Below are 26,440 nucleotides of genomic sequence, written 5' to 3'. Positions count from 1 at the left end.
AAAAACTGCATGAGTTCAGAATAAACTTGAATATGCCTTCATGCTATCTAGTTATTTTTGCTGTTGTTGTATAGTTTTTCTTATCGCTGTGCGCTATCCCGGTGCATACGGTTAAGGTATTCTTGTTCCATGAATACCCGATTCCTCGAAACCTTTGTCGCGCTGGCGCAGCTGCGCAGCTTCCGCGCCACGGCCCGCGCGCTGCATGCCACGCCGGCCGCGATCTCGTTGCGCATCAAGTCGCTAGAGGAGGAATTGCAGACGGAGTTGATCGATCGGAGCTGCAAGGACTTCCGGCTGACGGCCAACGCCGAGTACCTGCTGGGGCACGCGAAAGCGGTGGTCGACGCCACCCGCAGGCTGCAGGCGGCGGCGCACAAAGATAGTGCGGTGCGCGGCCGTTTGCGTCTCGGCGTGATCGAATCGGTGGTCCACAGCTGGCTGGCGCAGTACATCCGGCAGCTCAATGTGTTGTATCCGGAGCTTGAAGTCGATCTGGCGGTCGATATCAGCAATGTGCTGGAGCGCCGGCTGCGGGCGCGCGAGCTCGATCTGGTGATACAGGTCGAGGGCGTGGAGAGCAACGACATCGTGTCGGAGGCGCTGGCGGTCTATCCGCTGCACTGGATCGCGCGCCGCGGGCTGCTCGACACGCGCAAGGAGGGCTTGAACCAGCGCTTGCTGCAGCTGCCGATCCTGACCTTCGGACGCGGCACCGCGCCGCAGCGCGCGCTGGAGGAAATCGTCAGTAAGATGGCCAACCTGGCGATGATTCCGCTGGAGCAGACGCGCATCACCTGTTCGCCGTCGGTGGCGGCGATCGTCCAGTTGGTGAAGGATGGCTATGGCGTGGCGGCGATTCCCAGCCTGTTCGTGGTGTCGTCGTTGGAGAGCGGCGAATTCATCGAACTGCCGGTGCAGCCGGAGCCGCCATCGATCATCGTCTCGCTGTGCTTCCACACCAACGCCGAAATGCTGGTGCACGCGGCGGCCAACGCCGCCCGCCACGCCTGCGCCACCTACTGCGCGCAGGTCGATCCGCGCTACATCAAATCGCTCGGCTGACTCCCGGCCACGCCGGCTAACCCTTGCGCGCCGAGGTCACAATGCCGGCGACGATCAGCACGAACGCCATCGCGTGGTAGGCATGCGGCGCCTCGCCCAGAAAGGCCGACGACAGCAGCGCGGTAAACAACGGCGTCAGATTGACGAAGAATGCGCCGATGGCCGGCCCGGCGCGCTGCACGCCCTCGCCCCAGCAGCGGAACGCGATCACCGCCGGGAAAATCGCGACATACAATAACGCGGCGGCCAGCCACCAGCTCCACTGCACGGGAATCGCCCCCAGCCACTGCTCGCCCAGCGCGAAACCGCCCGACCACAGCGCGCCGAACGCCACCTGCGCCGCCAGGAAGCTGGCCCAGTTGGCGCGGATCGCCGCCGGCTCCCGGGTGCGCATCAGCATCCAGCTGTAGAACGACCAGGCGATGGTGGCCAGGATCATGAACAAATCGCCCGCCACCAGCCGCAGCTCGAGCACGTGCCGCCACTCTCCGCGCGCCAGCACCACCAGCACGCCGGCGATCGACAGCGCCGCGCCGGCCATCTGGCGCCCAGTGACCGGCACGCCGAAGAACAGCCGGCCCGTCAGCATCATCCATACCGGCAATCCCGAGGCGACCAGGGTGACGTTGATCGGCGTCGAGCTTTGCAGGGCCATGTATTGAAAGGTGTTGTACAGCCCAATGCCCATCAATCCCAACAAGGCGTACTGCTTCCAATGACGCCACAGCGCGCTGTCACGGCGGAACACCGGGCCGGCCAGCGGCAGCAGGATCAGCAGGGCGATCGCCCAGCGCAGGAAATTCAATAACACCGGCGGCAACATGTCGTGCACCAGGCGGCCGACTATGGCGTTGCCGGCCCACAGCAGCGGTGGCAGGGTCAGCAGGAAGATGGTTTTGGGGCTCAGGCGTGCGGTCATTTTAGTTATATCTTTGCAACATTAGCCCTTTGAGCATACCCGATTCCGCCACTTTGCGTGGCCGGCGGCGATAGAATTACCGCGTCGGTGCCGCGTCGCGGTAAAATACCCATTGCTGAGCCACTCACTTGGACTATATGAAATTCTCTAAACAACATTCGATGTACGAATCCGACCACACCTTGTTCATCAAGTCGCTGAAGGAAAAGAATCCGGCGATCGAAGAAGGACAACGTCTGGGCCGCGCGCTGCTGTGGGACAAGGCGCCGCTGTCGCTCGACGAGCAGGAACGCCAGCTCGAGTCGGCCGTCAAGCAACAAGCTTACGTCTACCAGAACAAAGTCTAAGGACTTGGGGCGGCACGGATGTTGCCAGACGATACGGCTGAACAGCCGGCCGGCGAGGCGCCAACCCCGCCGCCGGCGGTAACCGCCGACGGCGACGCCGCTGCGGAAGCCCCCGTGTCGCCGGAGGTCGCCGAAGCGGCCGCCGCCGTGACATCGGAAGTGGCCGCCCTCGCCCGCCTCTACGGCGAGCCGCTGCTCAAGCTGCCCAACGATCTGTACATTCCGCCGGACGCGCTGGAAATCTTCCTCGACGCCTTCGAAGGGCCGCTCGATCTGCTGCTCTACCTGATCCGCAAGCAAAACTTCAACATCCTCGACATTCCGATGGCGCAGCTGACGCTGCAATACCTGAAGTATGTCGACCAGATCCGCCTGTCGAACCTGGAGCTGGCCGCCGAGTACCTGCTGATGGCGGCGATGCTGATCGAGATCAAGTCGCGCATGCTGTTGCCGCAGCGGCCGTCGGACCTGGAGATCGAACACGACGACCCGCGCGCCGAGCTGGTCCGCCGCCTGCTGGAATACGAGCAGATCAAGCTGGCCGCCTACGACCTGAACGCGATCCCGCAGGTCGACCGCGATTTCGTGCGCACCCAGATCTTCATCGAGCAAAGCCTGGTGCCGACCTGGCCGGAGGTGGCGCCGATCGACCTGCAGCAGGCCTGGCTGGACGTGATCAAGCGCGCCAAGCTGACCCAGCACCACAAGATCAGCCGCGAGGAGCTGTCCGTGCGCGAGCACATGACCGGCATCCTGCGGCGCCTGCAATCGAGCCGTTTCGTCGAGTTCGCCGACCTGTTCGACATCGCCGGCGGCGTGCCGGTGGTGGTGGTGAACTTTGTCGCGCTGCTCGAGCTGGCCAAGGAGACGCTGATCGAGATCACCCAGGCCGAGCCGTTCGCCCCCATCTACGTGCGCCTGGCCTATTCGCCCGCCTGAACCCGGCCCGCGCTAACCGAATTCCCTTTTACGCTGATAGCGAACATGTTATGAAAATCATCACCACCATTGAAGAACTGCGCGACCAACTGAGCGGTCAACTGCGCACCGCCTTCGTCCCGACCATGGGCAACCTGCACGAGGGCCACCTGTCGCTGATGCGCCTGGCGCGCAAGCATGGCGATCCGGTGGTCGCATCGATCTTCGTCAACCGCCTGCAGTTCGGCCCCAACGAGGACTTCGACAAGTATCCGCGCACCTTCCAGGCCGACGTCGAGAAGCTGGAGAAGGAAGGCGTCTATGTGCTGTTCGCGCCGACCGAGAAGGACTTGTATCCGGAGCCGCAGGAGTTCCGCGTCAATCCGCCAGCCGACCTGGGAAACACGCTCGAAGGCGAATTCCGTCCGGGCTTCTTTACCGGCGTGACCACCATCGTGCTCAAGCTGTTTTCGTGCGTGCAGCCGAAGGTGGCCGTGTTCGGCAAAAAGGATTACCAGCAGCTGATGATGGTGCGCAACATGGCGCGCCAGTTCGCGCTGCCGACCGAGATCATCGGCGCCGAAACCTACCGCGCCGACGATGGCCTGGCGCTGTCGTCGCGCAATATGTATTTGTCGGAAGCGGAGCGGGCGGAGGCGCCGGCGCTGTTCCAAAGCCTGAACTACGTGGCCAACGAAATGCGCGCCGGCCACCTGGACATCTTCCAGGTCGAGCACAAGGCGATGGAGGATTTGGCCAAGCGCGGCTGGAAGCCGGACTACGTGTCGATCCGCAAGCGCAGCGATTTGCAGCCGCCGAGCGCCGGCGACCTGGCGCAAGGCGCGCCGCTGGTGGTGCTGGCCGCCGCCAAGCTGGGCTCGACCCGCCTGATCGACAATCTGGAGATTTAAGGCTGGGGCTGGACCGCCGGGGGCGGCGCGGTGGTCACACCCTGCGGTGAAAGATGGATGATCACCGGCGCCATCGGCTGAAGCGGCGGCGCGGCACGCGCCGCTTTGGGCACGGCGTTGTTCAGCACGAAGGTCATTACCGTGATGAAGATAGCCATGGACGCGAGAAAGATACCGACCATCCATTGCACCATCCGCGCGCTGGATTCCGCAATTTCCTTGCGCAGATCCGCGCCGAGTTGATCGATCTTAGCGTTTGTCTCCGCGAATCGGCCATTCACATTTGCCTCGAACGCGTCGAGCCTGCCGCCCATACCGGCCCGGACCGACTCGATTTTGGCATCGATATAATCTTTTTCTGAATTGGCGTTCATTGTCGGCACCGTTTATCAAGGTCGGGCAGGCGCCACCGGCATTGGTGGCAACTGGATGACAATGGGCTGTACCGTCTGCATCGGTTGGGCTTGCAACTTTGGAATCGCGGTATTCAGCAAAAACACCATCGAGCTGAAGAAAATAGTCAGCGTGGCGATGAATATGCCGACCATCCATTTGACCATCTGGAAAGTCACGCGCTCGGCCGACTCTTTAATTTCAGTCCTCACTTGGGCTAAGCTCGCGTCCACGGCCGCGAATTTACCACTCACCTCGGCGAATTTCCCACTTACCTCGGCAAATTTCGCATTCACATTCGCCTCGAACGCACCCAGCCGCCCATCCATTCCGGCACGGATGGCGTCGCTCTTGGCATCGATGTAATCCTTGTCGGAGTTCGCGTTCATCCGTTTATCTTCGACCTGCGGCGCGGCCATGTCAACGCGCGCACTAAAGATATCAAGCCCGCGTTTGCGCCAGCTTAAAGAGCGCTACGCGGCCACGCTTTGCGCCCATGCCAGCGCCGACAGGTGCGCGGTGTTGACGTCTTCCGGACTCAGCTTGAGCGTCGCCGCCAGCGAGGCGACCAGGTCGGAATTGAGCTCGCAAGCCTCTGCCAGCGCCAGATAGGGTCCGTATTTGCCGCCGCGCGTCAGCAATGCCGTGACTACATCGTCCGACAACTGAATGTTGGCGAGCACCTCTTTCATGCTGATGCCCAGCAGCCGGTCCAGCAGCGAGAACATGCCGGCGACGAAGATATTCTCGGCCTCGCTCTTGCCCAGTGCGGCCTGCCCCAGCAGCTCGGCCAGGCGTCCGCGCACCACCGCCGTCTCCAGCAGCACCGGCGAATAGCCGGACGTGCTGGCCGTCGCCAACAGCAAAGTCAGCCAGCGGTACAGCGGCGTATAACCCAGCAACGCCAGCGCCTGCCGGATCGACTGCACCTCGCGCCCCGCGCCAAAACCGGCGGAGTTGATGAAGCGCAGCAGCTTGTACGACACGGTGGCGTCATGCTTGAGGACGGTTTCGATCTGGCCGACATCGGCGTTCTGCCGCACCATCTGCATCAGCTGCATGATGATGGTCTGCGCCGGATTCATGCCGCCCGAAAGCGAGCTGGTGCGTGGCGTCAGGTGCAGCTTGCCGACGAAGGCGTTCAACCCCAGCGCGGCGCAGGCGTCGAAGTCGGCCCAGTTGCTGACCGGCCGGGCGATCATGCCCACCGTCGATTGCTTGAAGGCGGCGTAGGTGCGCGCCTGGGTGGCGACGTCGGTGCCGGAAAAGCGCACCTCGACGTACGAAGCAAGGGTCGGCAAGCGGGCCCCGCTGCGCGCCAGGTCGGCCTCGCGCAACAGGATGCCGACACCGCCGGCGCGCAGCGCCTGCACCGCCGCCAGCGTATCGGGATTGGCCAGCGCGGCCGCCTTGAGCGACAGCACCGTGCGCTCCGGCGGCAGGCGATGCAACGCATCGGTCGACAGCATCGCCGGCACGGCTTCTAAAAAGAGGATTTTGTCGCGCAGCAGCCAGTTGCCGCCGTTGTCCTCGTCGACCATTTGGGCGGCGACGAAATCAACCAGCAACTCCAGATCGGCCGGCGTCGACGCCGGCGCGGCGCGCTGTTGCTGCCAGGACAATTCATAGCCGACCACCCGCTGCTTGGCATCCAACAACGGCTCACGAACGAGGAAATTGGTCTGGTGCATGGCTATGAGGGGTGAACCCCGCGGCCGCGCGCCAAGCGCGGACTACGGGCGGGACAGCGCCGTGACGGCGCCGCCTTGCTGCTTAAACCATCATCAAGCGCCGAGTTTTTCGAAGATCTTGTTCAGTTTCTCGTCCAGCGTGGCGGCCGTGAACGGTTTGACCACATAACCGTTGGCGCCGGCCTGGGCGGCGGCGATGATGTTTTCCTTCTTCGCCTCGGCAGTCACCATCAGCACCGGCAGCTTGGCCAGCGCCGGGTCGGCACGAATGTTCTGCAACATCGTCAGACCGTCCATGTTCGGCATGTTCCAGTCGGATACGACGAAGTCGAACGATTCGGCGCGCAGCTTCGCCAGCGCCATCACGCCGTCTTCCGCCTCGTCGACATTGGCATAACCCAGTTCTTTCAACAGATTCCGGACGATGCGGCGCATCGTCGAAAAATCGTCAACAACTAAAAATTTCATCTTTGGATCAGCCATGAATTACTCCGTTGATTCTCTACGCGGTTGTGAATAATGCCTACAATTTCCATCAAGTTGTAGGATAGCATTTTCGTTGCTCTAAGGCGAACAAAGTAGCAGTAATACGTCACCGGCGACACATTTAGCGCCGGTTCTTGTCAATTACACCCGCAAGGCGCGCGCGCCATGCGCGGCCAAGTGGCCCAGCACCATGCCCGGCAGCGCCTGCAGCGCGCCGATCTCGTGGGCGGCCCCCACGGCGATCGCCTCGCGCGGCATGCCAAACACCACGCAACTGGCCTCGTCCTGGGCGAAATTATACGCCCCGGCGGTGCGCATCTCCAGCATGCCGGCCGCGCCGTCCTTGCCCATGCCGGTCAGGATCACGCCGACCGCGTTCTTGCCGGCCGCCTGCGCCGCCGAACGGAACAGCACGTCGACCGACGGCCGGTGGCGGTTGACCGGATCGGCCTGGTCGATGCGGGTCATGTAGTTGGCGCCGCTGCGGGTCAGGTACAGGTGCGAGTGGCCAGGCGCGATGTAGGCGTGGCCCGGCAGCACCCGCTCGTTGCCGGCCGCCTCCTGCACCGAGATCTTGCACAGGCTGTCGAGCCGCTTGGCGAACGAGCGGGTGAAGCCTTCGGGCATGTGTTGCGCGATCAGGATGCCGGGGCAGTCCGACGGCATCTGCATCAGGAATTCGCGGATCGCCTCGGTGCCGCCGGTGGAGGCGCCGATGATGATCAGTTTTTCCGACGACGTCAGCGGGTTGCGCAGCTGCGGCAAGGGCGCCTGGCCCTCGGCGCCGGGCTGGGGCAGCACGCGCGCGCGCACGCGGGCCTTGGCGGCGGCGCGGATCTTGTCGGTGATGAGGTCGGTGTACTCGCGCATGCCCGCCTGGATCGAGATTTTCGGTTTGGTGACGAAATCGACCGCGCCCAGCTCCAGCGCGCGCATCGTGATTTCCGAGCCCCGCTCGGTCAGCGAGGATACCATCACCACCGGCATCGGGCGCAAACGCATCAATTTTTCCAGGAAATCGAGGCCGTCCATCTTCGGCATCTCGACGTCCAGCGTGAGCACGTCGGGATTGGTCTGCTTGATCAATTCGCGCGCGACCAGCGGATCGGGCGCCACGCCCACCACTTCCATGTCGGCCTGGCTGTTGATGATCTCGCTCATGACACTGCGGATCAGCGCGGAGTCGTCGACGATGAGGACTTTGATCTTCATAAAATACTACTTTCCGGGCCTGGCCCTCTATCTACTGCGGTGACTATCAAAACAGATCGATCTCGCCGCCGACCGGCGCCTTCTTGAGGCGGCTGGCGTATTCGATTTCGCGCTTGGCCAGGGTGTCGTTATGGGTTTGCATCAGCTTCTTGACCAGCACCTTGCCGGTGCGCGGGAAGAAGTACACCTTGCGCGGATGGATGTCGTTCAAGTCCTCGGCCACCACGCGGATCTTCTCGGTCTTGAGGAAGCTCAGCACGAAGGCCGCGTTGCGCTCGCCGACATTGATCGCCGTGAAGCCCTTGAGCACGGCGCCGCCGCCGAACACTTTCGCTTCCATGTTCTCGCGCTTGGCGCCGGCCTTGAGCAGGTCGTTGATCAATATCTCCATCGCGTAGGTGCCGTAGCGCGCCGAGGCCGAGACCGGGCTGCCGTCGCCGCCGCCGTCGGGCAGCATGAAGTGGTTCATGCCGCCCAGGCCGGTGACCCGGTCGCGGATGCAGGCCGACACGCACGAGCCGAGCACGGTGACGATCAGCATATCCTTGTTGGTGAAGTAATACTCGCCGGGCAATATCTTGGCGGCTTCACAATCGAACGTGCGGTCGAAATACACGTTCGTGGCAAATTGTTCTAAGTCCATGTGTTATCTCGTGTTGGTCGCGCCGCTTTTCGGAGCGGCGCCGCGGTGTTGATCGTCCAACTCGTACACCGTCTTGCCGCGTAGTTTGAGCGACTCGGACACGTAGAGGAAATTCTCCGAATGGCCCGCGAAGAGCAAGGCGTCCGGCTTCATCAATGGGACAAAGCGCGACAGGATCTTGCGCTGGGTCGGCTTGTCGAAATAAATCATGACGTTGCGGCAAAAGATGACGTCGAACTGGCCGCTGATCGGCCAGCCGTCGGCCAGCAGGTTGAGCGGCTTGAACGTGATCATATTGCGCAGTTCGGGGCGCACGCGCGCCATGCCCTCGCGGTCGCCCTTGCCTTTAAGGAAAAAGCGGCGCGAGCGTTCCGGCGACATCTTGTCGAGCCGGTCCATGGTGTAGACGCCGTTTTCGGCGTGGGCCAGCACATTGGTGTCGATGTCGGTGGCGATGATGTGGCAGTTCGGCGTCAGCGTGTTGAACGCCTCGCACACGGTCATCGCGATCGAGTACGGTTCCTCGCCGGTGGAGGCGGCCGAGCACCAGATGGTGAGCGGCTCGCGCTTGTTCTTCACATGCTCGGCCAGCAGCGGGAAGTGATGCGCCTCGCGGAAGAACGACGTCAGGTTGGTGGTCAGCGCGTTGGTGAACGACTCCCACTCCTCGCCCAGCCGGCCGGCCTCGAGGTCGTCGAGGTATTTGGCGAACGAGGCGATGCCGGTGGCGCGCAGCCGCCGCGCCAGGCGGCTGTAGACCATTTCCTGCTTGCTGTCGGCCAGCGAGATGCCGGCGCGTTTGTAGATGAGGCCGCGAACACGTTCGAAATCCTTGGCGTTGAAATCGAACTCTTTGACGGTGTCTTTAGTATGCGGCATGGGGTATTCCTTGGTTTACTGCGCTGATGCTGTCTTTAGAACTAAGATTTAAAACTCTTCCCACTCGTCGCCGCTGGTCTGTGAGGTGGTCAGTTTCTTCGGCGCCGACGGCGCCTTGGGCTTGGCCTTGGCCGGCGCCGCTACCGCCGCTGCGGTTGGCGCGGCAACCGGCTTGGGCGCGGCGCGCTTGACCGCCGGCGGCGCGGCGATGGCGGCGGCCGGCCGGCGCAGGCCGACATCGTCGGCCAGCTTGAACACGCTGACCGCCTTCGCCAGCAACTCGGCCTGCTCCTGCATGCTCTCGGCGGCGGCGGCCGACTCTTCGACCAGCGCGGCGTTTTGCTGCGTCATCTCGTCCATCTGGGTGATGGCCTGGTTGACTTCCTCGATGCCGTTGCTTTGTTCCTGCGTGGCGGCGGTGATCTCGCCCATGATGTCGGCCACCTGGCGGATCGACGTCACGATCAGGTCCATGGTCTGCCCGGCCTCGTCGACCAGGCGGCTGCCCGCATCGACCTTGTCGACCGAATCGCCGATCAATTCCTTGATCTCCTTGGCCGCGCCGGCCGAGCGCTGCGCCAGATTGCGCACTTCCGACGCCACCACCGCGAAGCCGCGACCCTGCTCGCCGGCGCGCGCCGCTTCCACGGCCGCGTTCAGCGCCAGGATGTTGGTCTGGAAGGCGATCCCGTCGATCACGCCGATGATGTCGACGATCTTGCTGGAACTGGCCTTGATCGAGCCCATGGTCTCGACCACCTGCGACACCACGCTGCCGCCCTTCTCCGCCACCGACGACGCGGTCACCGCAAGTTGGTTGGCCTGGCGGGCGTTGTCGGCGTTCTGCTTGACGGTCGACGTCAATTCTTCCATCGACGACGCGGTCTCCTCCAGCGAGCTCGCTTGCGACTCGGTGCGCGACGACAGGTCGGCGTTGCCGGCGGCGATTTCGTGCGACGCCGTGGTAATCAGTTCGGTACCGCTGCGCACCTCGCCCACCGTCTTGGCCAGGCTGTCGTTCATGTCCCGCAGCGCCTGCAGCAATTCGCTCGTTTCATCCTTGCCCTCGACCCGCACGTCGGAGGTCAGCTCGCCCGAGGCCACGCGCTGGGCCACCGCCACCGCGCCCGATAGCGGCACCACGATCGAACGGGTGATCACCACCGCGAAGACCACGCCCAGGGCCACGGCCACCGCGCCCAGGCCGAACAACACGAACATCAGCGAACGGTCGGCGGTGACGGAACCTTCCATCACATGCGCGGCGTCGGCCTGCTGCATGTCGACCAGTTTGTTAATCTGCGTCAGCGTTTGCTGGTTGAGCGGATCGATGCGGCCGGAAATGACCTTGGCCGCGCCTTCGCTGTTAAACGCCAGCACTTGTCCGATCGCCTCCTTGAAGGCGCTGTCGGTGTCGGCGTCGAGCTTGGAGATCTCGCCCAGCACCTTTTTCTCGTCGTCGTTCAGGCCCAGCGCCTTGAGGTCGGCGACCGCCTTGTCATAGCGCGCGCGTTGGTCCTTGACCTTCTGCTCTTCCTTCTGCATCAGGCTCACGTCCGATTGCAGGCCGATATTGCGCATGGCGATGCCGGTTTCCAGCATCGAGCTTTTCATCGCCGCCGCCTGCAGGTTCTTGGCGGTGCTCAGCTCCAGGCCCGTGGTCAGCTTGCTCTTGTTGCTGAAGTTGAGGTAGTTGGTCATCAGGACCATCGCCACCAGGATCAGCAAAATGCCGCCGAAGCCGATGCGCAGCCGTGTACCGATGGTGAAATCGCGTAAATTCATGTTGTTTCTCCCCTATGCTATCTGTGCGTAAGTCGCCGGAACGGTACTACCAGGCCGATGATCGTTATAGTCGTTTGGCACGCCCTCTGTGGGGCGCTTCCGCGGCCGGCTACTGGCCGCTTCGGGGGCAAGTTTTAGGCCGCCAGTTGTTCCATCAAGCCCATCTCGGCGCTCGACATCAGTTTGTCGATGTTCACCAGGATCAGCATGCGTTCGTCGATCGTACCCAGGCCGATCATGTAGTCGGAGCTGAAGGCGGTGCCCATTTCCGGCGCCGGTTTGACCTGCTCCGGCGTCAGGGTGGTCACGTCGGACACCGAATCGACCACCATGCCGACGATGCGGCCGCTGATGTTCAAAATGATGACGACGGTGAACTGGTCGTACACCGGCTCGCCCAGGTTGAACTTGATGCGCATGTCCACCACCGGGATGATGATGCCGCGCAGGTTGATCACGCCCTTGATGAACTCGGGCGCGTTGGCGATGCGGGTGACCACTTCGTAGCCGCGGATCTCCTGCACCTTGAGGATGTCGATGCCGTATTCCTCCGAGCCCAGCGTGAACGCCAGGTATTCGTGGCCGGCGATCTCGTTTGCGCCTGTGGTTAGTACGTCTGCCATGATGGTTTCCTATCTATGTTGCGTGGTTCGGGTCAGGAGAAAATCTGTTCGTCGGACAGCTGGCGCGACGAGCGTATCAATGCGGCGACATCGAGAATCAGCGACACGCCGCCGTCGCCCAGGATGGTGGCCCCGGAAATGCCGGCCACCTTGCGGTAATTCGATTCCAGGTTCTTGACCACCACCTGCTGCTGGCCGACCAGGTCGTCGATGAACAGGCCCGCCTTGCGGCCGTCCGTCTCGATGATGACCACGATACCCTGGGTCGGATCGGTGAAGCGCGGCGTGATGTCGAACATCTGGTACAAAGGCACCAGCGGCAGGTACTCGCCGCGCACCTTGATGACGCGGCCCTTGCCGCTGATTTCCTTGACGTCGTCGGCCACCGGCTGCAGCGACTCGATGACAAAGCCCAGCGGCAGGATGTAGACCTCCTCGCCGACCCGGATCGACATGCCGTCGAGGATCGCCAACGTCAGCGGCAGCGAAATCGAAATCGTGGTGCCGAAACCCTTGGCCGAGCGGATGTCGACCACGCCGCCCATGGCGGTGATGTTGCGCTTGACGACATCCATGCCGACGCCGCGGCCGGAGACGTCGGTCACCGTTTCGGCGGTCGAGAAGCCGGGCGCGAAGATCAGCTGCCAGACTTCGGCGTCGCTCATCGTGTCGCTGACCGGCAGGCCGTTTTGTTCGGCCTTGGCGAGGATGCGCTCGCGGTTCAAGCCGCCGCCATCGTCCGATACCTCGATGATGATGTTGCCGCCCTGGTGGGAGGCCGACAGGAACAGCCGGCCCGACTCGCTTTTACCGGCCGCGCGGCGCACGTCCGGCATCTCGATGCCATGGTCGATCGAATTGCGCACCAGGTGCGTCAACGGATCGACGATGCGCTCGATCAGGCCCTTGTCCAGTTCCGTCGCGGCGCCGTTGGTGATGAAGTCGACCTTCTTGCCCAGCTTGGCGGCCAGGTCGCGCACCATGCGCGGGAAGCGCGAGAACACGAAGTCCATCGGCATCATGCGGATCGACATCACCGCTTCCTGCAGATCGCGGGTGTTGCGGGTCAGCTGGCTGACGCTGTTGAGCAGGCGCTCGTGCGCCATTGGATCGAGCGTGTCGACGCGCTGTTCGATCATCGCCTGCGTGATCACCAGCTCGCCCACCAGGTTGATTAGCTGGTCGACCTTTTCGATCGACACGCGGATCGACGACGATTCGGCGCCGGCCGACGCGCCCTTCTCCTTGGCGGCCTTCTTTTCCTGTTCCTCGGCCACGGCCGGCGTCGGCGCCGCCTCGATCACGATGCCGGCGGCGGCGCGGATCTGCTCGACCGGCTGGAAGAAGCCGTAGCCGTTGGCGTCGTCGTTGCCCTCCTTGGCGTTGGCGCGGATCTCATCGAGCGGCTGGAAGAAGCCGTAGCCCTGGCCGCCACCGGCCATCGGCGGATGCAATTCGGTTTCGTCGAAGAAGCCGTAACCGAGGTCGCTCTCGACCTTCGAGCGCTCGGCGTTTTCCATGCGCGCCTGCTTGTCGCTCAGCGCCGGCAATTCGGTCACCACCATGTCGTCCGGATTGAGCACGAACGAGCAGATGGCGATGATGTCGTCGAGGCTCTCGTGCGTGGTTACCACCATCGCGTTGCGGTCCTTGTCGAGCGGCGTGATGGACACGTGGCCCATCAATCCCAGCTCGGCGCCGAGCGCGGTCACCTCGCGGTGCACCATCACGGGCAGCTCGAGCCGGTAGCGGCGCCCGCCGCTGTGGTCGACCACCTTCGCTTCGGTCGCGTTGAATGCCGGCGCCACCGGCGACAGCGCCACCACCGGCACGTCCTGGGTCAGCGACTGCAGCATCATGCGCACGTCGCCGACGGCGTCCTGGTCGACGGTGCTGCCGAGGCGATGGCCGTCGAGCTGCATCTTGAGGATGTCCTTGGCGGCCAGGAAGGCGTCGACGTGCTCGGACGTCAGCGCCATCTCGCCCTTGCGGATGCGGTCGAGCAGGGTCTCGAGGATGTGCGTGACCTCCGTCATGTCGGTCACGCCGAACGTGGAGGCGCCGCCCTTGACGGAATGCGCGGTGCGGAAGATCGCGTTCAGATCCTCGGCATCGGGGGCGGCGATGTCCACGGCCAGCAGCAGCCGCTCCATTTCAGCCAGCAGTTCCTCGGCCTCATCGAAGAAGACCTGGAAAAACTGGCTTATGTCGATGGTCATGGTGATACTCCGTAAAGTTCGCTCATTGCTCGCGCCTTATCAGCCGATGACCTTCTTCACTACCTCGATGAGGCGCTGCGGATCGAACGGTTTGACCAGCCAGCCGTTGGCGCCGGCCGCGCGGCCCTTGGCCTTCATCTCGTCGGACGACTCGGTGGTCAGCATCAGGATCGGGGTCTTGGCGTAGGTCGGCAGCTCGCGCAGCAGCGCAATCAGCTGCAGGCCGTCCATGCGCGGCATGTTCTGGTCGGTCAGCACCAGGTCGACGCTTTGCAGCTTGGCTTTTTCCAGGCCGTCCTGGCCGTCCACCGCTTCCACCACCAGGTAACCGGCGGCTTTCAGGCTGAACGCCACCATCTGGCGCAGGGAACTGGAATCATCAACTGCAAGTATTGTCTTGGCCATCTTGGTTCTCACTCTTATCAATGCTGGACGCTCGCGTCCAATTTTTTTTAAAACAATCGGTGTTCAGCGGGGGTCTGCCGACCCTTAAAACAATTCGATGTCGCCGCTCTCGAGGTGTTGCTGACTTACTGCCTTGCGCAACACGCTGCGCAGTTCCAAACTCTGTATCGCCAGCGCCATGCTGACCTTGCCCAGCAGGGCGACGATTTCCTCGTTGTCGCTCTCGGGCAGCATCTCGGCGCCGTGCGCGCCCAGGGTGCCGAGGAACTCGCGCAGGCCGGTGACGCGCTTGAGCGTGCGGTCGATCAGCTGGCTCGTCATGTCCTGGAATTGCAGGCTGGTGATGGCGGCGTTGACGTAGCCGCCCACCTGGCCCTGCAGCGCCTGCAGCTGCGCGCGCTGCTCGGGCGAGGCGATGCCGCCGTCGAGCAGCAGCTGGATCGTGGCCTGCTCGGCCTCCACCGTCTGATGGATGGCCATGAAGTTGAACGACAGCTTCTCGATGGCCTCCTCCAGCAGCAGCCGGGTCTGGAGCAAATCGGTCTCGACCTCGGTTAAATGCTTGCGCCCGTGGTCAGACACGCCCGACAGCAGGCGTTTTACATGCGACCCAAGGATTTTTTTTCTCGTCATAAAATTCTCTATGTTCTACTCTGCGCTGCGCGCTTTACGCCGTGCTTCACTATCTTTTCAACCCTTATTTGCGGACCGGCGGCCCGCTCGGCGCCGCGGCCGCCGGCGCCGCCGCGGCCGCCCCGGCCGCTTCCTCCTCGGCGCCAACCTCGATCTGGCGCCCGCCGTCGCGGATCACGCTCTCTTCCGTCCGCTTGTTCATCACCAGGATGCTGATGCGGCGGTTGATCGGATTGAACGGATCGGCCTTGTCCAGGTTGGCGGCCGAGGCCAGCCCCACCACCCGCAGCACCTTGGCGTCGGCCATGCCGCCGACGATCAGTTCGCGCCGCGAGGCGTTGGCGCGGTCGGCCGACAATTCCCAGTTGCTGTAGCCGGTCTCGCTCATGTACGGCGTCGAATCGGTGTGGCCCGACAGGCCGATGCGGTTCGGCACATCGTTGAGCACAAACCCGATCTCGTGCAAAATCTCTTTCGTGTACGACTGCAAATCGGCCTTGGCCAGCGCGAACATCGGACGGTTCTGCTCGTCGACGATCTGGATCCGCAAGCCCTCGGTCGTGATATCGAGCAGCAACTGGTTCTTATACTTGACCAGCACCGGATTGGTTTCGATGGCGGTCTCGATCTTGTCCTTCAGCGACTTCAGGCGCTGCGCATCCTCGGCCTCGACGGCGGCGCGCGCGGCGTTGATGTTGACCTTTTTCTGCGCGCTCGGATCGCTGCTGGCGGCGACCTGGCCGTCCTTGCGGGTCAAATCCTTGCCGCCGCCGGGGATCACCGACGAGCTGTCGCCGCTGCCCGAGCCGCCCTGCATGGCCACCTTCAGCGGCGTCTTGAAGTAGTCCGAAATGCCTTTCAAGTCGCCCTTGGAGGTCGAACCGAGCAGCCACATCAGCAGGAAGAACGCCATCATTGCGGTCACGAAGTCGGCATACGCGATCTTCCACGCGCCGCCGTGGTGGCCGCCGCCGTGCTTCTTGATGCGCTTGACGATAATTGGCCGTAAGCCTTCTTCAGCCATGACGATTCCTCACAGAGTCCAACATGATTCCAGTAGCGCGTTTCATCCCGGGCTTACTTCGACTTCGATTTCTTGATGTGGTCTTCGAGCTCGCCGAAGGTCGGACGCTCGGTCGAGTACAGCACCTTGCGGCCGAACTCGACGGCCAGTGCCGGCGCGTAGCCGTTCAGGCTGGCCAACAGGGTGACCTTGACGCACTGGTACATCTTGGTCGACTCTTCCAGTTTCTGCTCGAGCAGGCTGGCCAGCGGACCGACGAAACCATACGCCAGCAAAATACCGAGGAAGGTGCCGACCAGCGCGTGGGCGATCAGGATGCCCAGCTCGGCCGGCGGCAAGCCGACGTTTTCCATCGTGTGGACCACGCCCATCACCGCCGCCACGATGCCGAACGCCGGCATGCCGTCGCCCAGCCGGGCAATCGCGTGGCCGGGCGCGGCGCCCTCGTGGTGGTGGGTCTCGATCTCGTTGTCCATCAGGTTCTCGATCTGGAACGCGTCCATATTCCCCGACACCATCAGGCGCAGGTAATCGGTGATGAATTCGACGACGTGATGGTCTTCCAGCACGCTCGGATACTTGCTGAACAGCGGGCTTTGCTCCGGACTGTCGATGTCGCCTTCGATCGACATCAAGCCTTCCTTGCGGACCTTGGAGAGGACGTCGAACAGCAGCGACATCAGCTCCATATATAAGTCTTTGGTGTAGCGCGAGCCCTTGAACAGGGTGGGCAGCGCGGCCAAGGTGGACTTGAGGGTCTTGCCGTTGTTACCGACAATGAACGCCCCGACCGCGCCGCCGCCGATCATCACCAGCTCGAGCGGCTGGAACAGCGCGGCCAGGTGCCCGCCGCCCATCGCGTAGCCGCCGAAGACGCCGAGCAGCACCACCACATATCCAATTATGACTAACAAGTGACCTGACTCCCCATAGTGAAACAAGGCCTAAATGTCAACTACCGCGGGCCCGATTTCAATAAATTTACGTGTAGAACTACAATAACGTGTCCGGGGGTGGCCGAGCAAGTGATTAACGCCAAATGATGCTTAAAAGTACCATTTATAGAGCGCGGCGTTGTCGTCTGTGGCAAGAATGGTCTGATCCGGCGCTCGCGCGTCGATTGCAAATTCATAGCTTATAAGTATGGCATCAGGACACATTTCGGCCTCCGCCTTGCGCCATAAACCGCCCATCGCGGCCGGCGACAGATAGGCGAACACCAGATCGAACTGACCGAAATCGAGGCGCTCGTAATCGCCGAACAGGAAGCGCGCGCGGCTGCCGGTCATTGCCGCGCGCACCTTGCTATATAACCAGGGCAGCGGCGCCAGCTCGATGCCGACGCACTCGATATCCGGCCGCGCGCGCGCAAGGTACATCACCAACCCGCCCAGTCCGCTGCCGATGTCGATCACGCGCAGGGGACGGCCACTGTCGTCTCCAACCCCGCGTGGCGGCGGCAACTGCTGGCGCACCGCATCCCACACGGCCGGGTGCGACGGGTAATAAGGAACCTGCGTGCGGAAGGTCGACCAGTACAGGCCCAACAGCACAAGGAAGACCGCCAGGAACAGCCACGGCGGCAGCCGCAGCGACAAGGCCGCCAACACCGCCAGCGGGAAAAAGAATTCGATCGCGCGCCACCACACGGCCAGCCCCGCAAGCCACGTGATGGCGGCGGCGACCAGGCCGTGCACGACGGCGACGGTCAGGTAATCGACGGGGAAGTGAAACGTGGCCAGCAGGTACACCAGGCCGAGGCTGAGCGGCGCGGCGCCGCATTGGATCAGCAAGGCCCGCACGGCGGGCGCGCGGACGATGCGTTGAAGGTAGGACGATTGGGGAATGTGGCGGGTCACGCGGCCAGGGCGTCGGCGTCGCGGGACTTCTTGGTCTTGCCGGCGCGCGAAGGCATGTGGCACAGGCCGCAGACATAGCTGCCGTTCAGGTCCATGCAGTTGACCACGTATTTACCCTGGCATTTGCCGCAAGGGGCCAGTTCCAGCATCTTGCTGCCGAAAAAGCGCACCAGGGTCCAGGCGCGGGTCAGCGACAGCAACGGCTCTTCGCCCGCTTCCGGCGGCATTTGTTCGAGGTACAGCTTGTAGGCCTTCATGACCGCTTCGATGCCGGTGGCGCCGGCGTGGTCGACCAGGAATTTATGGATGTTGATGAACAGCGAGGAATGGATGTTCGGTTGCCAGGTCAGGAACCAGTCGGTCGAGAAAGGCAGCATGCCCTTCGGTGGCGACACGCCGCGCAGCTCTTTATAGAGCTTGAGCAGGCGCTCGCGCGACAGCGACACTTCGGTTTCCAGCAGTTGCAGGCGCGCGCCCAGCTGGATCAGTTCAATCGCAAGCTGAATTTCTTGTGCTTCAGACACTACGCTTTTCTTGGTCATGATCCCTGCTCCCGGCTGTCTATATGATGGTAATGCGCTTTGCGATGCGGTGGCGTTCGGTACGCCGCGGTACCAGTGGCTTAAGCGATTTCTTCGACAGCCTGGCCGGCCATCAGGATGGCGGCGTGCGACTGCGCCAGGAAACGGTCTTTATTATGGCTGGTCAGCATCGACAGGATGGCGCCGTCGTCGAAGCGGAAGCGGGCCAGCATCATGTTGCCGCCTGCCAGCTTGAGGATTTGAGCGTTGCTCATGCCTTCGATCAGGTCGGCGATTTCGGTGGCGATGCCAAGACGGAAGATCGCGGTGACTTTGTCGGCACGGATCATCTGCTGCGCGAGCATCAGGTAGCTCAGGTTAGCGTCGCGAATTTCAGCCATCATATCGTTTGCGGTCATTTCCATCTCCCAGTATTTGTTTCACTGCGGAACACAATTGCGTTTCCATTGAGATACATTCTGCGGGAGCAACAAAAATACGAGTAGAGGAGGTCTTCCGTATTTTGCGTCAGGCAATAGCGAACGCGACCCGTCCGTGTTTGTCTGACAAACACACTGGGATCGAGGCTCTACGCCCTTGCGGCGTGGAAATTTTATGGCGTGAGATCTTCAAAAAAGTCCTGTCATGACACGAAAAAAATGTTCGTATGGCGACTCTTTTTTGCTACATCTAACCCGGTTACGGCAGCTTTTTCGGGAACTTTAGGGTTTCCACAGAAAAATTTTAAATTATTTTCGACTACATCTTTGCAAGCTGAAGCCCGTTTTACTGACTTTTACGCGCTTCATGAATCTGGTAACGGCAGCGCTCTGCGGAACTTTAGGGTTTTTTTGAATTTTTTTAAAAAAGATTGAAAATAGTTTTGGAATCGCCCGCCAAGCCAGCATCCATGCGGGTTTGCCGGGCATGGCGGGATGCCGGCAAACGCCGTCAGCTCAGCAAAACCGGCGGTTTTTCCTGTTACACTGGCGTATCAGGCAACTTGTTTAAGCCTAAAGCATCAACCGACTCACAGGAAAGTGACGTAATGACAACTCGCAATGACTGCCTGCAACGCGACGCGCAAGATCCGCTTGCGCCGCTGCGCGAACGCTTCGATCTGCCGGCCGGCGTGATATATCTGGATGGCAACTCCTTGGGCGCCCGACCGAAGGCCGCCCTCGCCCGCGCCCAGCACGTCATCGCGCAGGAATGGGGACACGATCTGATCCGCAGTTGGAATACCGCCGGCTGGTTCGACCTGCCTAAAAGGCTGGGCAACCGGCTGGCGCCGCTGATCGGCGGTGGCCCGGACGAGGTCGTCGTCACCGACACCACCTCGCTCAACCTGTTCAAGGCGCTGGCCGCCGCGCTGCACATGCAGGCCGGCGAGCCGGCCTCCGCGAGCCGGCGCGTAATCGTTACCGAACGCTCCAACTTCCCCACAGACATCTATATGGCCCAGGGACTGAGCAGCTGGCTCGACCGCGGCTACACCGTCAAGCTGGTCGACTCGGTGGAGGAGCTGCCGGCCGCCATTGGCGCCGACACCGCCGTCGTCATGCTGACCCATGTGAACTACCGCACCGGCTACCAGCACGACATGCGCGCCGCCAGCGCCCTGGCCCACGCGGCCGGCGCCCTGATCGTCTGGGACCTGGCGCATTCGGCCGGCGCGGTGCCGCTCGACCTGAACGGCGACGGCGCCGACCTGGCCGTCGGCTGCACCTATAAATACCTGAACGGCGGCCCCGGCGCCCCGGCCTTCATCTGGGTGCCGCGCCGGCACCAGGCCCGCTTCACGCAGCCGCTGTCGGGCTGGTGGGGCCACGCCGCGCCGTTCGCCATGGCGCCGGACTTCGCACCGGCCGACGGCATCGGCCGCGCGCTGTGCGGCACGCAGCCGGTGGTGTCGCTGGCGATGGTCGAGAGCGGACTGGAGGTGTTCGAACAAACGTCGATGGCGGCGATCCGTGAGAAATCGCTGGCGCTCACCGACCTGTTCATCGAATTGGTGGAGCAGCGCTGCGCCAACCACCCGCTGGGACTGGTCACGCCGCGCCAGCACGCGCGCCGGGGCAGCCAGGTCAGCTTTACGCACCCGCACGGCTACGCGGTGATGTCGGCGCTGATCGCGCGCGGCGTCATCGGCGACTACCGCGAACCGGCCATCATGCGCTTCGGCTTCACGCCGCTGTACACCAGCTATACCGAAGTATGGGACGCGGTCGAGATCCTGCGCGACATCCTCGACCGCAAAGACTACGACGTCGACGCCAAGCGCGGCGCCGTCACCTGACGGGATCATCATGACAGAACAAAAACCGGCGGCCGGTGGCTGCCCGATGCACGCCAGCCCAGACAGCGCCGGCGACGCCGAATGGCACGGCGCGCAGATGGACTTCAGCAATTCGATGAGCTACGGCGACTATCTGGGCCTGAACCAGATCCTCAACGCCCAGCACCCGCTGTCGCCCAACCACAACGAGATGCTGTTCATCGTCCAGCACCAGACCAGCGAACTGTGGATGAAGCTGATGCTGCACGAAATGCACGCCGTGCGCGCGCATCTACAATCGAACGACCTGGCGCCGGCCTTCAAGATGCTGGCGCGGGTGGCCCGCATCATGGACCAGCTGGTGCACGCCTGGGACGTGCTGGCGACAATGACGCCGCCCGAATACACGGCGATCCGCCCGTATCTGGGTGCTTCGTCCGGCTTCCAGTCGTATCAGTACCGCGAGATCGAGTTCATCCTCGGCAACAAGAACGCCGCGCTGCTGAACGTCCACACCACCGCGCCGGACGCCTTCGCGGTGCTCGACAAGGCCCTGCGCGCCCCCTCGGTGTACGACGAAGCGGTCAAGCTACTGGCCCGCAACGGTCTGCCGATCGCGGCCGAACGGCTCAATGCCGACTGGACCCTGCCGACGGCCGCCGACGAATCGGTGCAGAACGCGTGGCTGGAGGTCTACCGCGACCCATCTAGGCATTGGGCGCTGTACGAGCTGGCCGAAAAGCTGGTCGACCTGGAGACGGCGTTCCGCTTCTGGCGCTTCCGCCACGTCACCACGGTCGAGCGCATCATCGGCTTCAAGTCCGGCACCGGCGGCACGGCCGGCGTCAGCTACCTGCGCAAGATGCTCGACGTGGTGCTGTTCCCCGAACTGTTCGCGCTGCGCACCGCCTTATAACCGCCCAGGCGCACGGCCATGCCAGCCTAAAAACCCCATCGACACGCGGAACTCCCTCCGGCGCGCGCGCTCTAACAAAAAGGCGCCTAACAACACATCGATAACAACGGAGGGAATAAAGATGAAACAACGTATCCGCAACTACGCGGCCGCCGCCGGGCTTCTGCTGGCCGCCGTCACGGCCGCGCACGCCGCCAACTACACAGCTATTCTGACTGGTACGCAGGAAGCGCCGCCCAACAACGCGCCCGGCATCGGCGCGACGGTGCTGAAGTTCGACCCCGACACCCATATCCTGGAGATCAACGTCGCATTCAGCAGTCTCAGCAGCGGCACCACGGCCGCGCACCTGCACTGCTGCACGGACGCGCCGTTCAAGGGCGTGGCCGGCGTCGCCACGGAAGTCCCCACGCTGAGTGGCTTCCCGCTGGGTGTGACCAATGGCGCCTACAGCAACAGCTACAACACGCTGTTGGCCAGCACCTGGAATCCGGCGTTCCTCAGTCGGTTTGGGGGCAGCACGGCGTTCGCGGAAGCGGCGCTTGAATCGGGGCTCAACAATGGATTGGCGTATTTCAACATTCATACCTCGGCCTATCCGAACGGCGAGATACGCGGCTTCTACACGCCCGCGCTAGTGGTGGCGGCCGTACCCGAGCCGGAAAGCATCGCCCTGCTCGGGATAGGACTGCCGGCGATGCTGCTGCTGGCAAGGCGACGCTCGAAAAATTCGATCAAACAAAACAACGTCTAAAAAACGTAGGGCGGATTAGCGAAGCGTAATCCGCCATGCATGCTCCGGCGACGGCTCATGCATGGCGGATTACGGCGTTCCGCCTAATCCGCCCCACGTGGATCTACAGCAACTCTTGCGCTTACTTGCTTGCGCCGCTCAACAGCATCTCATTGAGACGCTTGACGAACGTGGCCGGATCGCTCAGCGAACCGCCCTCGGCCAGCAAAGCCTGGTCGAACAGGATGTTTGCCCAGTCACCAAACAAAGTGCCCGATTCCTCATACTTCAAGCGCGTCACCAGCGGGTGGTTCGGATTGATCTCCAGGATAGGCTTGGACTCCGGCGCGCTCTGCCCCGCCGCCTTCAGCATCCGCAGCAGGTTGCCCGACAGCTCATGCTCGTCCGCCACCAGGCAGGCCGGCGAATCGGTCAGGCGGAACGTCACGCGCACGTCCTTGGCTTTGTCCGACAAGGCTTCCTTCATCTTGCCGACCAAATCCTTGTACGAGTTTTCGGTCTCTTCGTGCTCTTTCTTCTCTTCCTCGTCTTCCAGCGCGCCCAGATCCAGGCCACCCTTGGCCACCGATACCAGCTCCTTGCCTTCGAACTCGGTCAGGAACGACAGCATCCACTCATCGACACGGTCGGTCAGCAGCAGCACTTCGACGCCCTTCTTGCGGAAGATCTCCAGGTGCGGGCTGTTCTTCGCCGCGACATAATTATCGGCCGTGACGTAGTAGATCTTGTCCTGGCCTTCCTTCAGGCGCGCGACATACTGCTCCAGCGAGACGCTTTGCTCGTCGTTCTCGTTGGCGGTCGAGGCGAAGCGCAGCAGCTTGGCCAGACGGTCCTTGTTGGTCGCGTCCTCGCCGATGCCCTCTTTGAGCACCTGGCCGAATTCCTTCCAGAAGGTGACGTACTTGTCCTTCTTCTCCTGCTCTTCGGCGTTGGCCAACTCCTCCAGCATGCCGATCACGCGCTTGGTCGAACCGTCGCGGATTACCTTGACGTCGCGCGACTCCTGCAGGATCTCGCGCGAAACGTTCAGCGGCAGGTCGGCCGAGTCGATCACGCCCTTGACCATGCGCAGGTAGGCCGGCATCAGCTGCTCGGCGTCGTCCATGATGAACACGCGCTTGACGTACAGCTTGATGCCGCCGCGCTTGTTGCGGTCCCACAGGTCGAACGGCGCCTTGGCCGGGATGTACAGCAGCTGCGTGTATTCGCTGCGGCCCTCGACGCGGTTGTGCGTGTACGCCAGCGGCGCCTGGAAGTCGTGCGAGACGTGTTTGTAGAATTCCTCGTACTGCTCCGGGGTGATGTCCGATTTACTGCGCGCCCACAGCGCGCTGGCCTGGTTGACGGTCTCGAATTCGTCCTTGACGACGGTTTCCTTCTTCTCGTCGTCCCATTCCTCTTTCTGCATCACGATCGGCAGCGAGATATGGTCGGAGTATTTGCGGATGATGGACTTGATCTTCCACGACGACAGCAGTTCGTCCTCGCCTTCGCGCAGGTGCAGGATGATGTCGGTGCCGCGACCGGTCTTTTCGATCTGTTCGACCGAGTAATCGCCCTCGCCGGCCGATTCCCAGCGCACGCCCTCGGACGCCTCGGCGCCCGCGCGGCGGGTTTCGACGGTGATCTTGTCGGCGACGATGAAGCCCGAATAGAAGCCCACGCCGAACTGGCCGATCAGGGCCGCGTCCTGCTGCTGGTCGCCCGACAGCTTGCCGAAGAATTCCTTGGTGCCCGATTTGGCGATGGTGCCCAGGTGCGAGATCGCCTCGTCGCGGCTCATGCCGATGCCGTTGTCGGAAATGGTGATGGTGCGGGCGGCCTTGTCGAACGATACCTTGATCTTCAGGTCATGGTCGTTGCCGTACAGCGCATCGTTGTTGATCGCCTCGAAACGCAGCTTGTCGGCCGCGTCGGACGCGTTCGAGATCAACTCGCGCAGGAAAATCTCTTTATTCGAGTACAGGGAGTGGATCATCAGCTGCAACAGCTGTTTCACTTCAGCCTGGAAACCAAGGGTTTGCTTATCGTTATCTGCCATTTTTAGAGCCTCTAATAGTCTTAGTGTACGTGCGCGAAGTCGCACGGGTCTGGCGAAAGTGGGGATTATAAAATGGTTTTCAAGAGCAGCTTGCTATTTTCCCAACTGCTGCTCCAGAAACTGCCACACGCCGGGTTCCTGCATCGCCGCCACATTGAGCCGCATGCGGGTGGACGGCAGTTGCGCCGGCGAGAACAGGCTGCCCGGCGCCAGCAGCAAGTTGGCGGCCATGGCGCGTTCGGTCAGCACGCTGGTGTCGCAGCCGGCGTCCGCCCAGACGAACATCCCGGCCGGCGAGGCCACATCCACTTTCAGGCCGACCCGCTCCATCTGCCGCACCGCCTTGGCGCGGATGCCGTCGAGCCGAGTGCGCACCCGGTCCGCGTGCTTGCGGTAGGAGCCCTCGGACAGCACTTTATAGACCACCCGCTCGCCGATATCGCTGGTGGTCAGGGTCGACAGCATCTTGCGGTCCGCCAGCCTCTCGGCCCGCTCGGCCGACGTGGCGATGAAGCCGACCCGCAGGTTGGCCGCCATCGTCTTCGAAAAGCCGCCCAGGTAAATCACCCGCTGCAATTGATCCAGCGCCGCCAGCCGCGTGGCCGGCTGCACCGCGCTGCCGGGGTGCAGGTCGCAGTAGATATCGTCTTCGACGATGATGAAGTCGTGCTCCTCCGACAGCCGCAACACCTGGAAGGCCTTGGCCGCCGACAGCGAGGTCGAACTGGGGTTGTGCAGCACCGAGTTAATAATATAGAGCTTGGGCTTGTGGATCGCCGCCAGTTCGGCCAGACGGGCGATATCCGGGCCGTCGGCCAGGCGCGGGATGCCGATCACATTGGCGCCCAGCGCGGCGAAGGAGCCGAACATCAGGAACCAGGCCGGATCGTCGACGAAGATGGTGTCGCCGGGACGGGTGAACTCGCGCGCCACCATGTCCAGCGCCTGCGTGACGCCGGCGGTGGTGACGATCTGCTCCGGCGCGGCGGCGATTTCCAGCTCCGCGAGCTTGTGCTGCAGTTGCTGGCGCAGCGGCAGGAAGCCCTGCGGCAGGCCGTAGCTCACCAACAGATTGGGATTCTGGCGGCTGACCGCGCGCAGCGCATTGGCGATGGCGGTGCCGTCCAGCCATTCGGGCGGCAGCACGCCGGAACCGGGCATCTGATGGTGCGGCATCTGGCGGAACATGTTCCGCACCAGCCAAACCACGTCGATCGGCTTGGTGTCCAGGCGGGAGCGGGAGGCCGGCATCTCCGCCGGCGCCGCCGATCCCCCGCTGGCGTTGAGCGCCATCGGCGCCCGCTCGCGCACGAAAAAGCCGGCGCCCCGGCGCGACTCCAGGTAGCCGGTTGCCACCAGCTTGTCGTAGCTTGCCACCACCGTGAAGGCGGACACGCCGTGCGCCGCCGCGAAGGCGCGGATCGACGGCATGCGCGACCCGCCCCGCAGCAGGCGGTCGTCGATGCGCGCCGCCACCGAGCGCACGATCTGGTCGATCAGCGTCTCGCCCGATTCGCGCGACAGCAATCCGACCAACGGTCCGGCGGCGGGCCTGGGCTTGGACGTCCGCACGGCGCGCGCCGGCGCCAGGCCGGTGGACGCCGGCACCGAGGCCACCGCCGGACCGGGTGCGGCGGCGGCCGACGCGCGGGCGTGGGCAGCCGCCAGGGCCTCGTTGACCGCCTCGGCTGCGGCCGAGGCGGCGGCTCCTAGAAGCGAGGTGCGTTTTCGTGTATTGGTCATCCCACCGTCACAGTATGAGAAATTAAGTTTAAAGTGTACTGGCACTGTACTGGGTTTTGTACCGTAGGATACACCCGTAGACCCAATAAAACAAAGCACGTCCATTGGAGCCAGCATGACCCGCATCGTCACCCATAGCGCCCCGCCCGCCGTCGTCGCGCCGATTTCCACGCAA

Annotated in this window: 27 protein-coding genes; 7 read left to right on the top strand and 20 right to left on the bottom strand. The window is 62.9% G+C overall.

The annotated features are described in order from the left end of the window. Positions 1-129 precede the first annotated feature (129 nt). Positions 130-1,065 (top strand): LysR family transcriptional regulator, encoded by a 936-nt coding sequence (locus NHH73_11425; GenBank protein USX28851.1) that lies wholly within the window; start codon positions 130-132, stop codon positions 1,063-1,065. A gap of 16 nt (positions 1,066-1,081) precedes the next feature. Here NHH73_11425 and NHH73_11420 read toward each other — a convergent pair whose 3' ends face one another. Next, positions 1,082-1,984 (bottom strand): DMT family transporter, encoded by a 903-nt coding sequence (locus NHH73_11420; GenBank protein USX28850.1) that lies wholly within the window; start codon positions 1,982-1,984, stop codon positions 1,082-1,084. 137 nt (positions 1,985-2,121) lie between these two features. Here NHH73_11420 and NHH73_11415 point away from each other — a divergent pair, with 137 nt between their 5' ends. The 3 genes from NHH73_11415 to panC are packed head-to-tail and all read left to right on the top strand — an operon-like array spanning position 2,122 to position 4,160. After that, positions 2,122-2,331, top strand: a complete 210-nt coding sequence (locus tag NHH73_11415; GenBank protein ID USX28849.1) for a DUF3460 family protein — start codon at positions 2,122-2,124, stop codon at positions 2,329-2,331. Between the two features lie 18 nt (positions 2,332-2,349). Next, positions 2,350-3,270: a segregation/condensation protein A gene (locus NHH73_11410; protein ID USX28848.1), complete on the top strand. Its 921-nt coding sequence runs from the start codon at positions 2,350-2,352 to the stop codon at positions 3,268-3,270. 50 nt (positions 3,271-3,320) lie between these two features. After that, complete coding sequence (gene panC / locus NHH73_11405; GenBank protein USX28847.1) at positions 3,321-4,160, top strand: pantoate--beta-alanine ligase; 840 nt, start codon at positions 3,321-3,323, stop codon at positions 4,158-4,160. Here the strand turns inward: panC and NHH73_11400 are convergent. From NHH73_11400 to flhD, 17 genes are all read right to left on the bottom strand, one after another. Continuing rightward, positions 4,157-4,534 (bottom strand): CCDC90 family protein, encoded by a 378-nt coding sequence (locus NHH73_11400; protein USX28846.1) that lies wholly within the window; start codon positions 4,532-4,534, stop codon positions 4,157-4,159. The two genes, panC and NHH73_11400, sit on opposite strands and share 4 nt — an antisense overlap. A gap of 15 nt (positions 4,535-4,549) precedes the next feature. Beyond that, complete coding sequence (locus NHH73_11395) at positions 4,550-4,972, bottom strand: hypothetical protein (protein USX28845.1); 423 nt, start codon at positions 4,970-4,972, stop codon at positions 4,550-4,552. Between the two features lie 54 nt (positions 4,973-5,026). After that, a complete protein-coding gene (locus NHH73_11390; protein ID USX28844.1) occupies positions 5,027-6,244 on the bottom strand; it encodes an HDOD domain-containing protein in 1,218 nt (405 codons plus the stop codon). Positions 6,245-6,337: 93 nt separating this feature from the next. Then, on the bottom strand, positions 6,338-6,727 hold the full coding sequence (gene cheY, locus NHH73_11385; protein ID USX28843.1) for a chemotaxis response regulator CheY: 390 nt from the start codon (positions 6,725-6,727) through the stop codon (positions 6,338-6,340). Between the two features lie 144 nt (positions 6,728-6,871). Continuing rightward, a complete protein-coding gene (locus NHH73_11380; GenBank protein USX28842.1) occupies positions 6,872-7,942 on the bottom strand; it encodes a chemotaxis response regulator protein-glutamate methylesterase in 1,071 nt (356 codons plus the stop codon). A 46-nt stretch (positions 7,943-7,988) separates the two neighbouring features. Further along, the gene (cheD, locus tag NHH73_11375) at positions 7,989-8,585 is read right to left on the bottom strand and encodes a chemoreceptor glutamine deamidase CheD (GenBank protein ID USX28841.1); all 597 of its coding nucleotides are present in this window, start codon (positions 8,583-8,585) and stop codon (positions 7,989-7,991) included. Positions 8,586-8,588: 3 nt separating this feature from the next. Next, complete coding sequence (locus NHH73_11370; protein USX28840.1) at positions 8,589-9,464, bottom strand: chemotaxis protein CheR; 876 nt, start codon at positions 9,462-9,464, stop codon at positions 8,589-8,591. A gap of 48 nt (positions 9,465-9,512) precedes the next feature. After that, entirely contained in the window at positions 9,513-11,249 is a 1,737-nt protein-coding gene (locus NHH73_11365; protein ID USX28839.1) for a methyl-accepting chemotaxis protein, read from the bottom strand. A gap of 134 nt (positions 11,250-11,383) precedes the next feature. Beyond that, entirely contained in the window at positions 11,384-11,872 is a 489-nt protein-coding gene (locus NHH73_11360; GenBank protein USX28838.1) for a chemotaxis protein CheW, read from the bottom strand. Between the two features lie 32 nt (positions 11,873-11,904). Continuing rightward, positions 11,905-14,091: a chemotaxis protein CheA gene (gene cheA / locus NHH73_11355; GenBank protein USX28837.1), complete on the bottom strand. Its 2,187-nt coding sequence runs from the start codon at positions 14,089-14,091 to the stop codon at positions 11,905-11,907. A gap of 39 nt (positions 14,092-14,130) precedes the next feature. Further along, the gene (locus NHH73_11350) at positions 14,131-14,496 is read right to left on the bottom strand and encodes a response regulator (protein USX28836.1); all 366 of its coding nucleotides are present in this window, start codon (positions 14,494-14,496) and stop codon (positions 14,131-14,133) included. Between the two features lie 84 nt (positions 14,497-14,580). Continuing rightward, entirely contained in the window at positions 14,581-15,129 is a 549-nt protein-coding gene (locus NHH73_11345) for a chemotaxis protein (GenBank protein ID USX28835.1), read from the bottom strand. A 64-nt stretch (positions 15,130-15,193) separates the two neighbouring features. After that, positions 15,194-16,153 (bottom strand): flagellar motor protein MotB, encoded by a 960-nt coding sequence (gene motB / locus NHH73_11340; GenBank protein ID USX28834.1) that lies wholly within the window; start codon positions 16,151-16,153, stop codon positions 15,194-15,196. A gap of 53 nt (positions 16,154-16,206) precedes the next feature. Continuing rightward, positions 16,207-17,067, bottom strand: coding sequence for a flagellar motor stator protein MotA (gene motA / locus NHH73_11335; protein USX28833.1), 861 nt, complete (start codon positions 17,065-17,067; stop codon positions 16,207-16,209). Between the two features lie 132 nt (positions 17,068-17,199). Further along, positions 17,200-17,946, bottom strand: a complete 747-nt coding sequence (locus tag NHH73_11330; protein ID USX29612.1) for a class I SAM-dependent methyltransferase — start codon at positions 17,944-17,946, stop codon at positions 17,200-17,202. Between the two features lie 62 nt (positions 17,947-18,008). Continuing rightward, positions 18,009-18,554, bottom strand: coding sequence for a flagellar transcriptional regulator FlhC (gene flhC / locus NHH73_11325; protein USX28832.1), 546 nt, complete (start codon positions 18,552-18,554; stop codon positions 18,009-18,011). An 80-nt stretch (positions 18,555-18,634) separates the two neighbouring features. Beyond that, on the bottom strand, positions 18,635-18,952 hold the full coding sequence (gene flhD / locus NHH73_11320; GenBank protein USX28831.1) for a flagellar transcriptional regulator FlhD: 318 nt from the start codon (positions 18,950-18,952) through the stop codon (positions 18,635-18,637). Positions 18,953-19,581: 629 nt separating this feature from the next. On the opposite strand from flhD, the gene kynU reads away from it, so the two are divergent. The 3 genes from kynU (at position 19,582) to NHH73_11305 (ending at position 22,481) form a co-directional block, all read left to right on the top strand. Further along, on the top strand, positions 19,582-20,832 hold the full coding sequence (gene kynU / locus NHH73_11315) for a kynureninase (GenBank protein USX28830.1): 1,251 nt from the start codon (positions 19,582-19,584) through the stop codon (positions 20,830-20,832). A gap of 10 nt (positions 20,833-20,842) precedes the next feature. Then, positions 20,843-21,727 (top strand): tryptophan 2,3-dioxygenase, encoded by an 885-nt coding sequence (gene kynA, locus NHH73_11310; GenBank protein ID USX28829.1) that lies wholly within the window; start codon positions 20,843-20,845, stop codon positions 21,725-21,727. Between the two features lie 121 nt (positions 21,728-21,848). Beyond that, a complete protein-coding gene (locus tag NHH73_11305; GenBank protein USX28828.1) occupies positions 21,849-22,481 on the top strand; it encodes a CHRD domain-containing protein in 633 nt (210 codons plus the stop codon). Between the two features lie 121 nt (positions 22,482-22,602). On the opposite strand, the gene htpG is transcribed toward NHH73_11305, so the two are convergent. Continuing rightward, the gene (gene htpG, locus NHH73_11300; protein ID USX28827.1) at positions 22,603-24,522 is read right to left on the bottom strand and encodes a molecular chaperone HtpG; all 1,920 of its coding nucleotides are present in this window, start codon (positions 24,520-24,522) and stop codon (positions 22,603-22,605) included. 93 nt (positions 24,523-24,615) lie between these two features. Continuing rightward, positions 24,616-26,265, bottom strand: coding sequence for a PLP-dependent aminotransferase family protein (locus tag NHH73_11295; protein USX28826.1), 1,650 nt, complete (start codon positions 26,263-26,265; stop codon positions 24,616-24,618). Positions 26,266-26,440 lie beyond the last annotated feature (175 nt).

The organism is Oxalobacteraceae bacterium OTU3CINTB1 (genome assembly GCA_024123955.1).
Lineage (GTDB): Bacteria > Pseudomonadota > Gammaproteobacteria > Burkholderiales > Burkholderiaceae_D > Rugamonas.
This window is presented reverse-complemented; position numbering and strand designations above follow the sequence as displayed.

Bases quoted from the DNA above. Each gene is read 5' to 3' on its own strand.
- NHH73_11425 (USX28851.1), top strand. From the start codon at position 130: ATGAATACCCGATTCCTCGAAACCTTTGTCGCGCTGGCGCAGCTGCGC.
- NHH73_11420 (USX28850.1), bottom strand. From the start codon at position 1,984: ATGACCGCACGCCTGAGCCCCAAAACCATCTTCCTGCTGACCCTGCCA.
- NHH73_11415 (USX28849.1), top strand. From the start codon at position 2,122: ATGAAATTCTCTAAACAACATTCGATGTACGAATCCGACCACACCTTG.
- NHH73_11410 (USX28848.1), top strand. From the start codon at position 2,350: ATGTTGCCAGACGATACGGCTGAACAGCCGGCCGGCGAGGCGCCAACC.
- panC (USX28847.1), top strand. From the start codon at position 3,321: ATGAAAATCATCACCACCATTGAAGAACTGCGCGACCAACTGAGCGGT.
- NHH73_11400 (USX28846.1), bottom strand. From the start codon at position 4,534: ATGAACGCCAATTCAGAAAAAGATTATATCGATGCCAAAATCGAGTCG.
- NHH73_11395 (USX28845.1), bottom strand. From the start codon at position 4,972: ATGGCCGCGCCGCAGGTCGAAGATAAACGGATGAACGCGAACTCCGAC.
- NHH73_11390 (USX28844.1), bottom strand. From the start codon at position 6,244: ATGCACCAGACCAATTTCCTCGTTCGTGAGCCGTTGTTGGATGCCAAG.
- cheY (USX28843.1), bottom strand. From the start codon at position 6,727: ATGGCTGATCCAAAGATGAAATTTTTAGTTGTTGACGATTTTTCGACG.
- NHH73_11380 (USX28842.1), bottom strand. From the start codon at position 7,942: ATGAAGATCAAAGTCCTCATCGTCGACGACTCCGCGCTGATCCGCAGT.
- cheD (USX28841.1), bottom strand. From the start codon at position 8,585: ATGGACTTAGAACAATTTGCCACGAACGTGTATTTCGACCGCACGTTC.
- NHH73_11370 (USX28840.1), bottom strand. From the start codon at position 9,464: ATGCCGCATACTAAAGACACCGTCAAAGAGTTCGATTTCAACGCCAAG.
- NHH73_11365 (USX28839.1), bottom strand. From the start codon at position 11,249: ATGAATTTACGCGATTTCACCATCGGTACACGGCTGCGCATCGGCTTC.
- NHH73_11360 (USX28838.1), bottom strand. From the start codon at position 11,872: ATGGCAGACGTACTAACCACAGGCGCAAACGAGATCGCCGGCCACGAA.
- cheA (USX28837.1), bottom strand. From the start codon at position 14,091: ATGACCATCGACATAAGCCAGTTTTTCCAGGTCTTCTTCGATGAGGCC.
- NHH73_11350 (USX28836.1), bottom strand. From the start codon at position 14,496: ATGGCCAAGACAATACTTGCAGTTGATGATTCCAGTTCCCTGCGCCAG.
- NHH73_11345 (USX28835.1), bottom strand. From the start codon at position 15,129: ATGACGAGAAAAAAAATCCTTGGGTCGCATGTAAAACGCCTGCTGTCG.
- motB (USX28834.1), bottom strand. From the start codon at position 16,153: ATGGCTGAAGAAGGCTTACGGCCAATTATCGTCAAGCGCATCAAGAAG.
- flhC (USX28832.1), bottom strand. From the start codon at position 18,554: ATGACCAAGAAAAGCGTAGTGTCTGAAGCACAAGAAATTCAGCTTGCG.
- flhD (USX28831.1), bottom strand. From the start codon at position 18,952: ATGACCGCAAACGATATGATGGCTGAAATTCGCGACGCTAACCTGAGC.
- kynU (USX28830.1), top strand. From the start codon at position 19,582: ATGACAACTCGCAATGACTGCCTGCAACGCGACGCGCAAGATCCGCTT.
- kynA (USX28829.1), top strand. From the start codon at position 20,843: ATGACAGAACAAAAACCGGCGGCCGGTGGCTGCCCGATGCACGCCAGC.
- NHH73_11305 (USX28828.1), top strand. From the start codon at position 21,849: ATGAAACAACGTATCCGCAACTACGCGGCCGCCGCCGGGCTTCTGCTG.
- htpG (USX28827.1), bottom strand. From the start codon at position 24,522: ATGGCAGATAACGATAAGCAAACCCTTGGTTTCCAGGCTGAAGTGAAA.
- NHH73_11295 (USX28826.1), bottom strand. From the start codon at position 26,265: ATGACCAATACACGAAAACGCACCTCGCTTCTAGGAGCCGCCGCCTCG.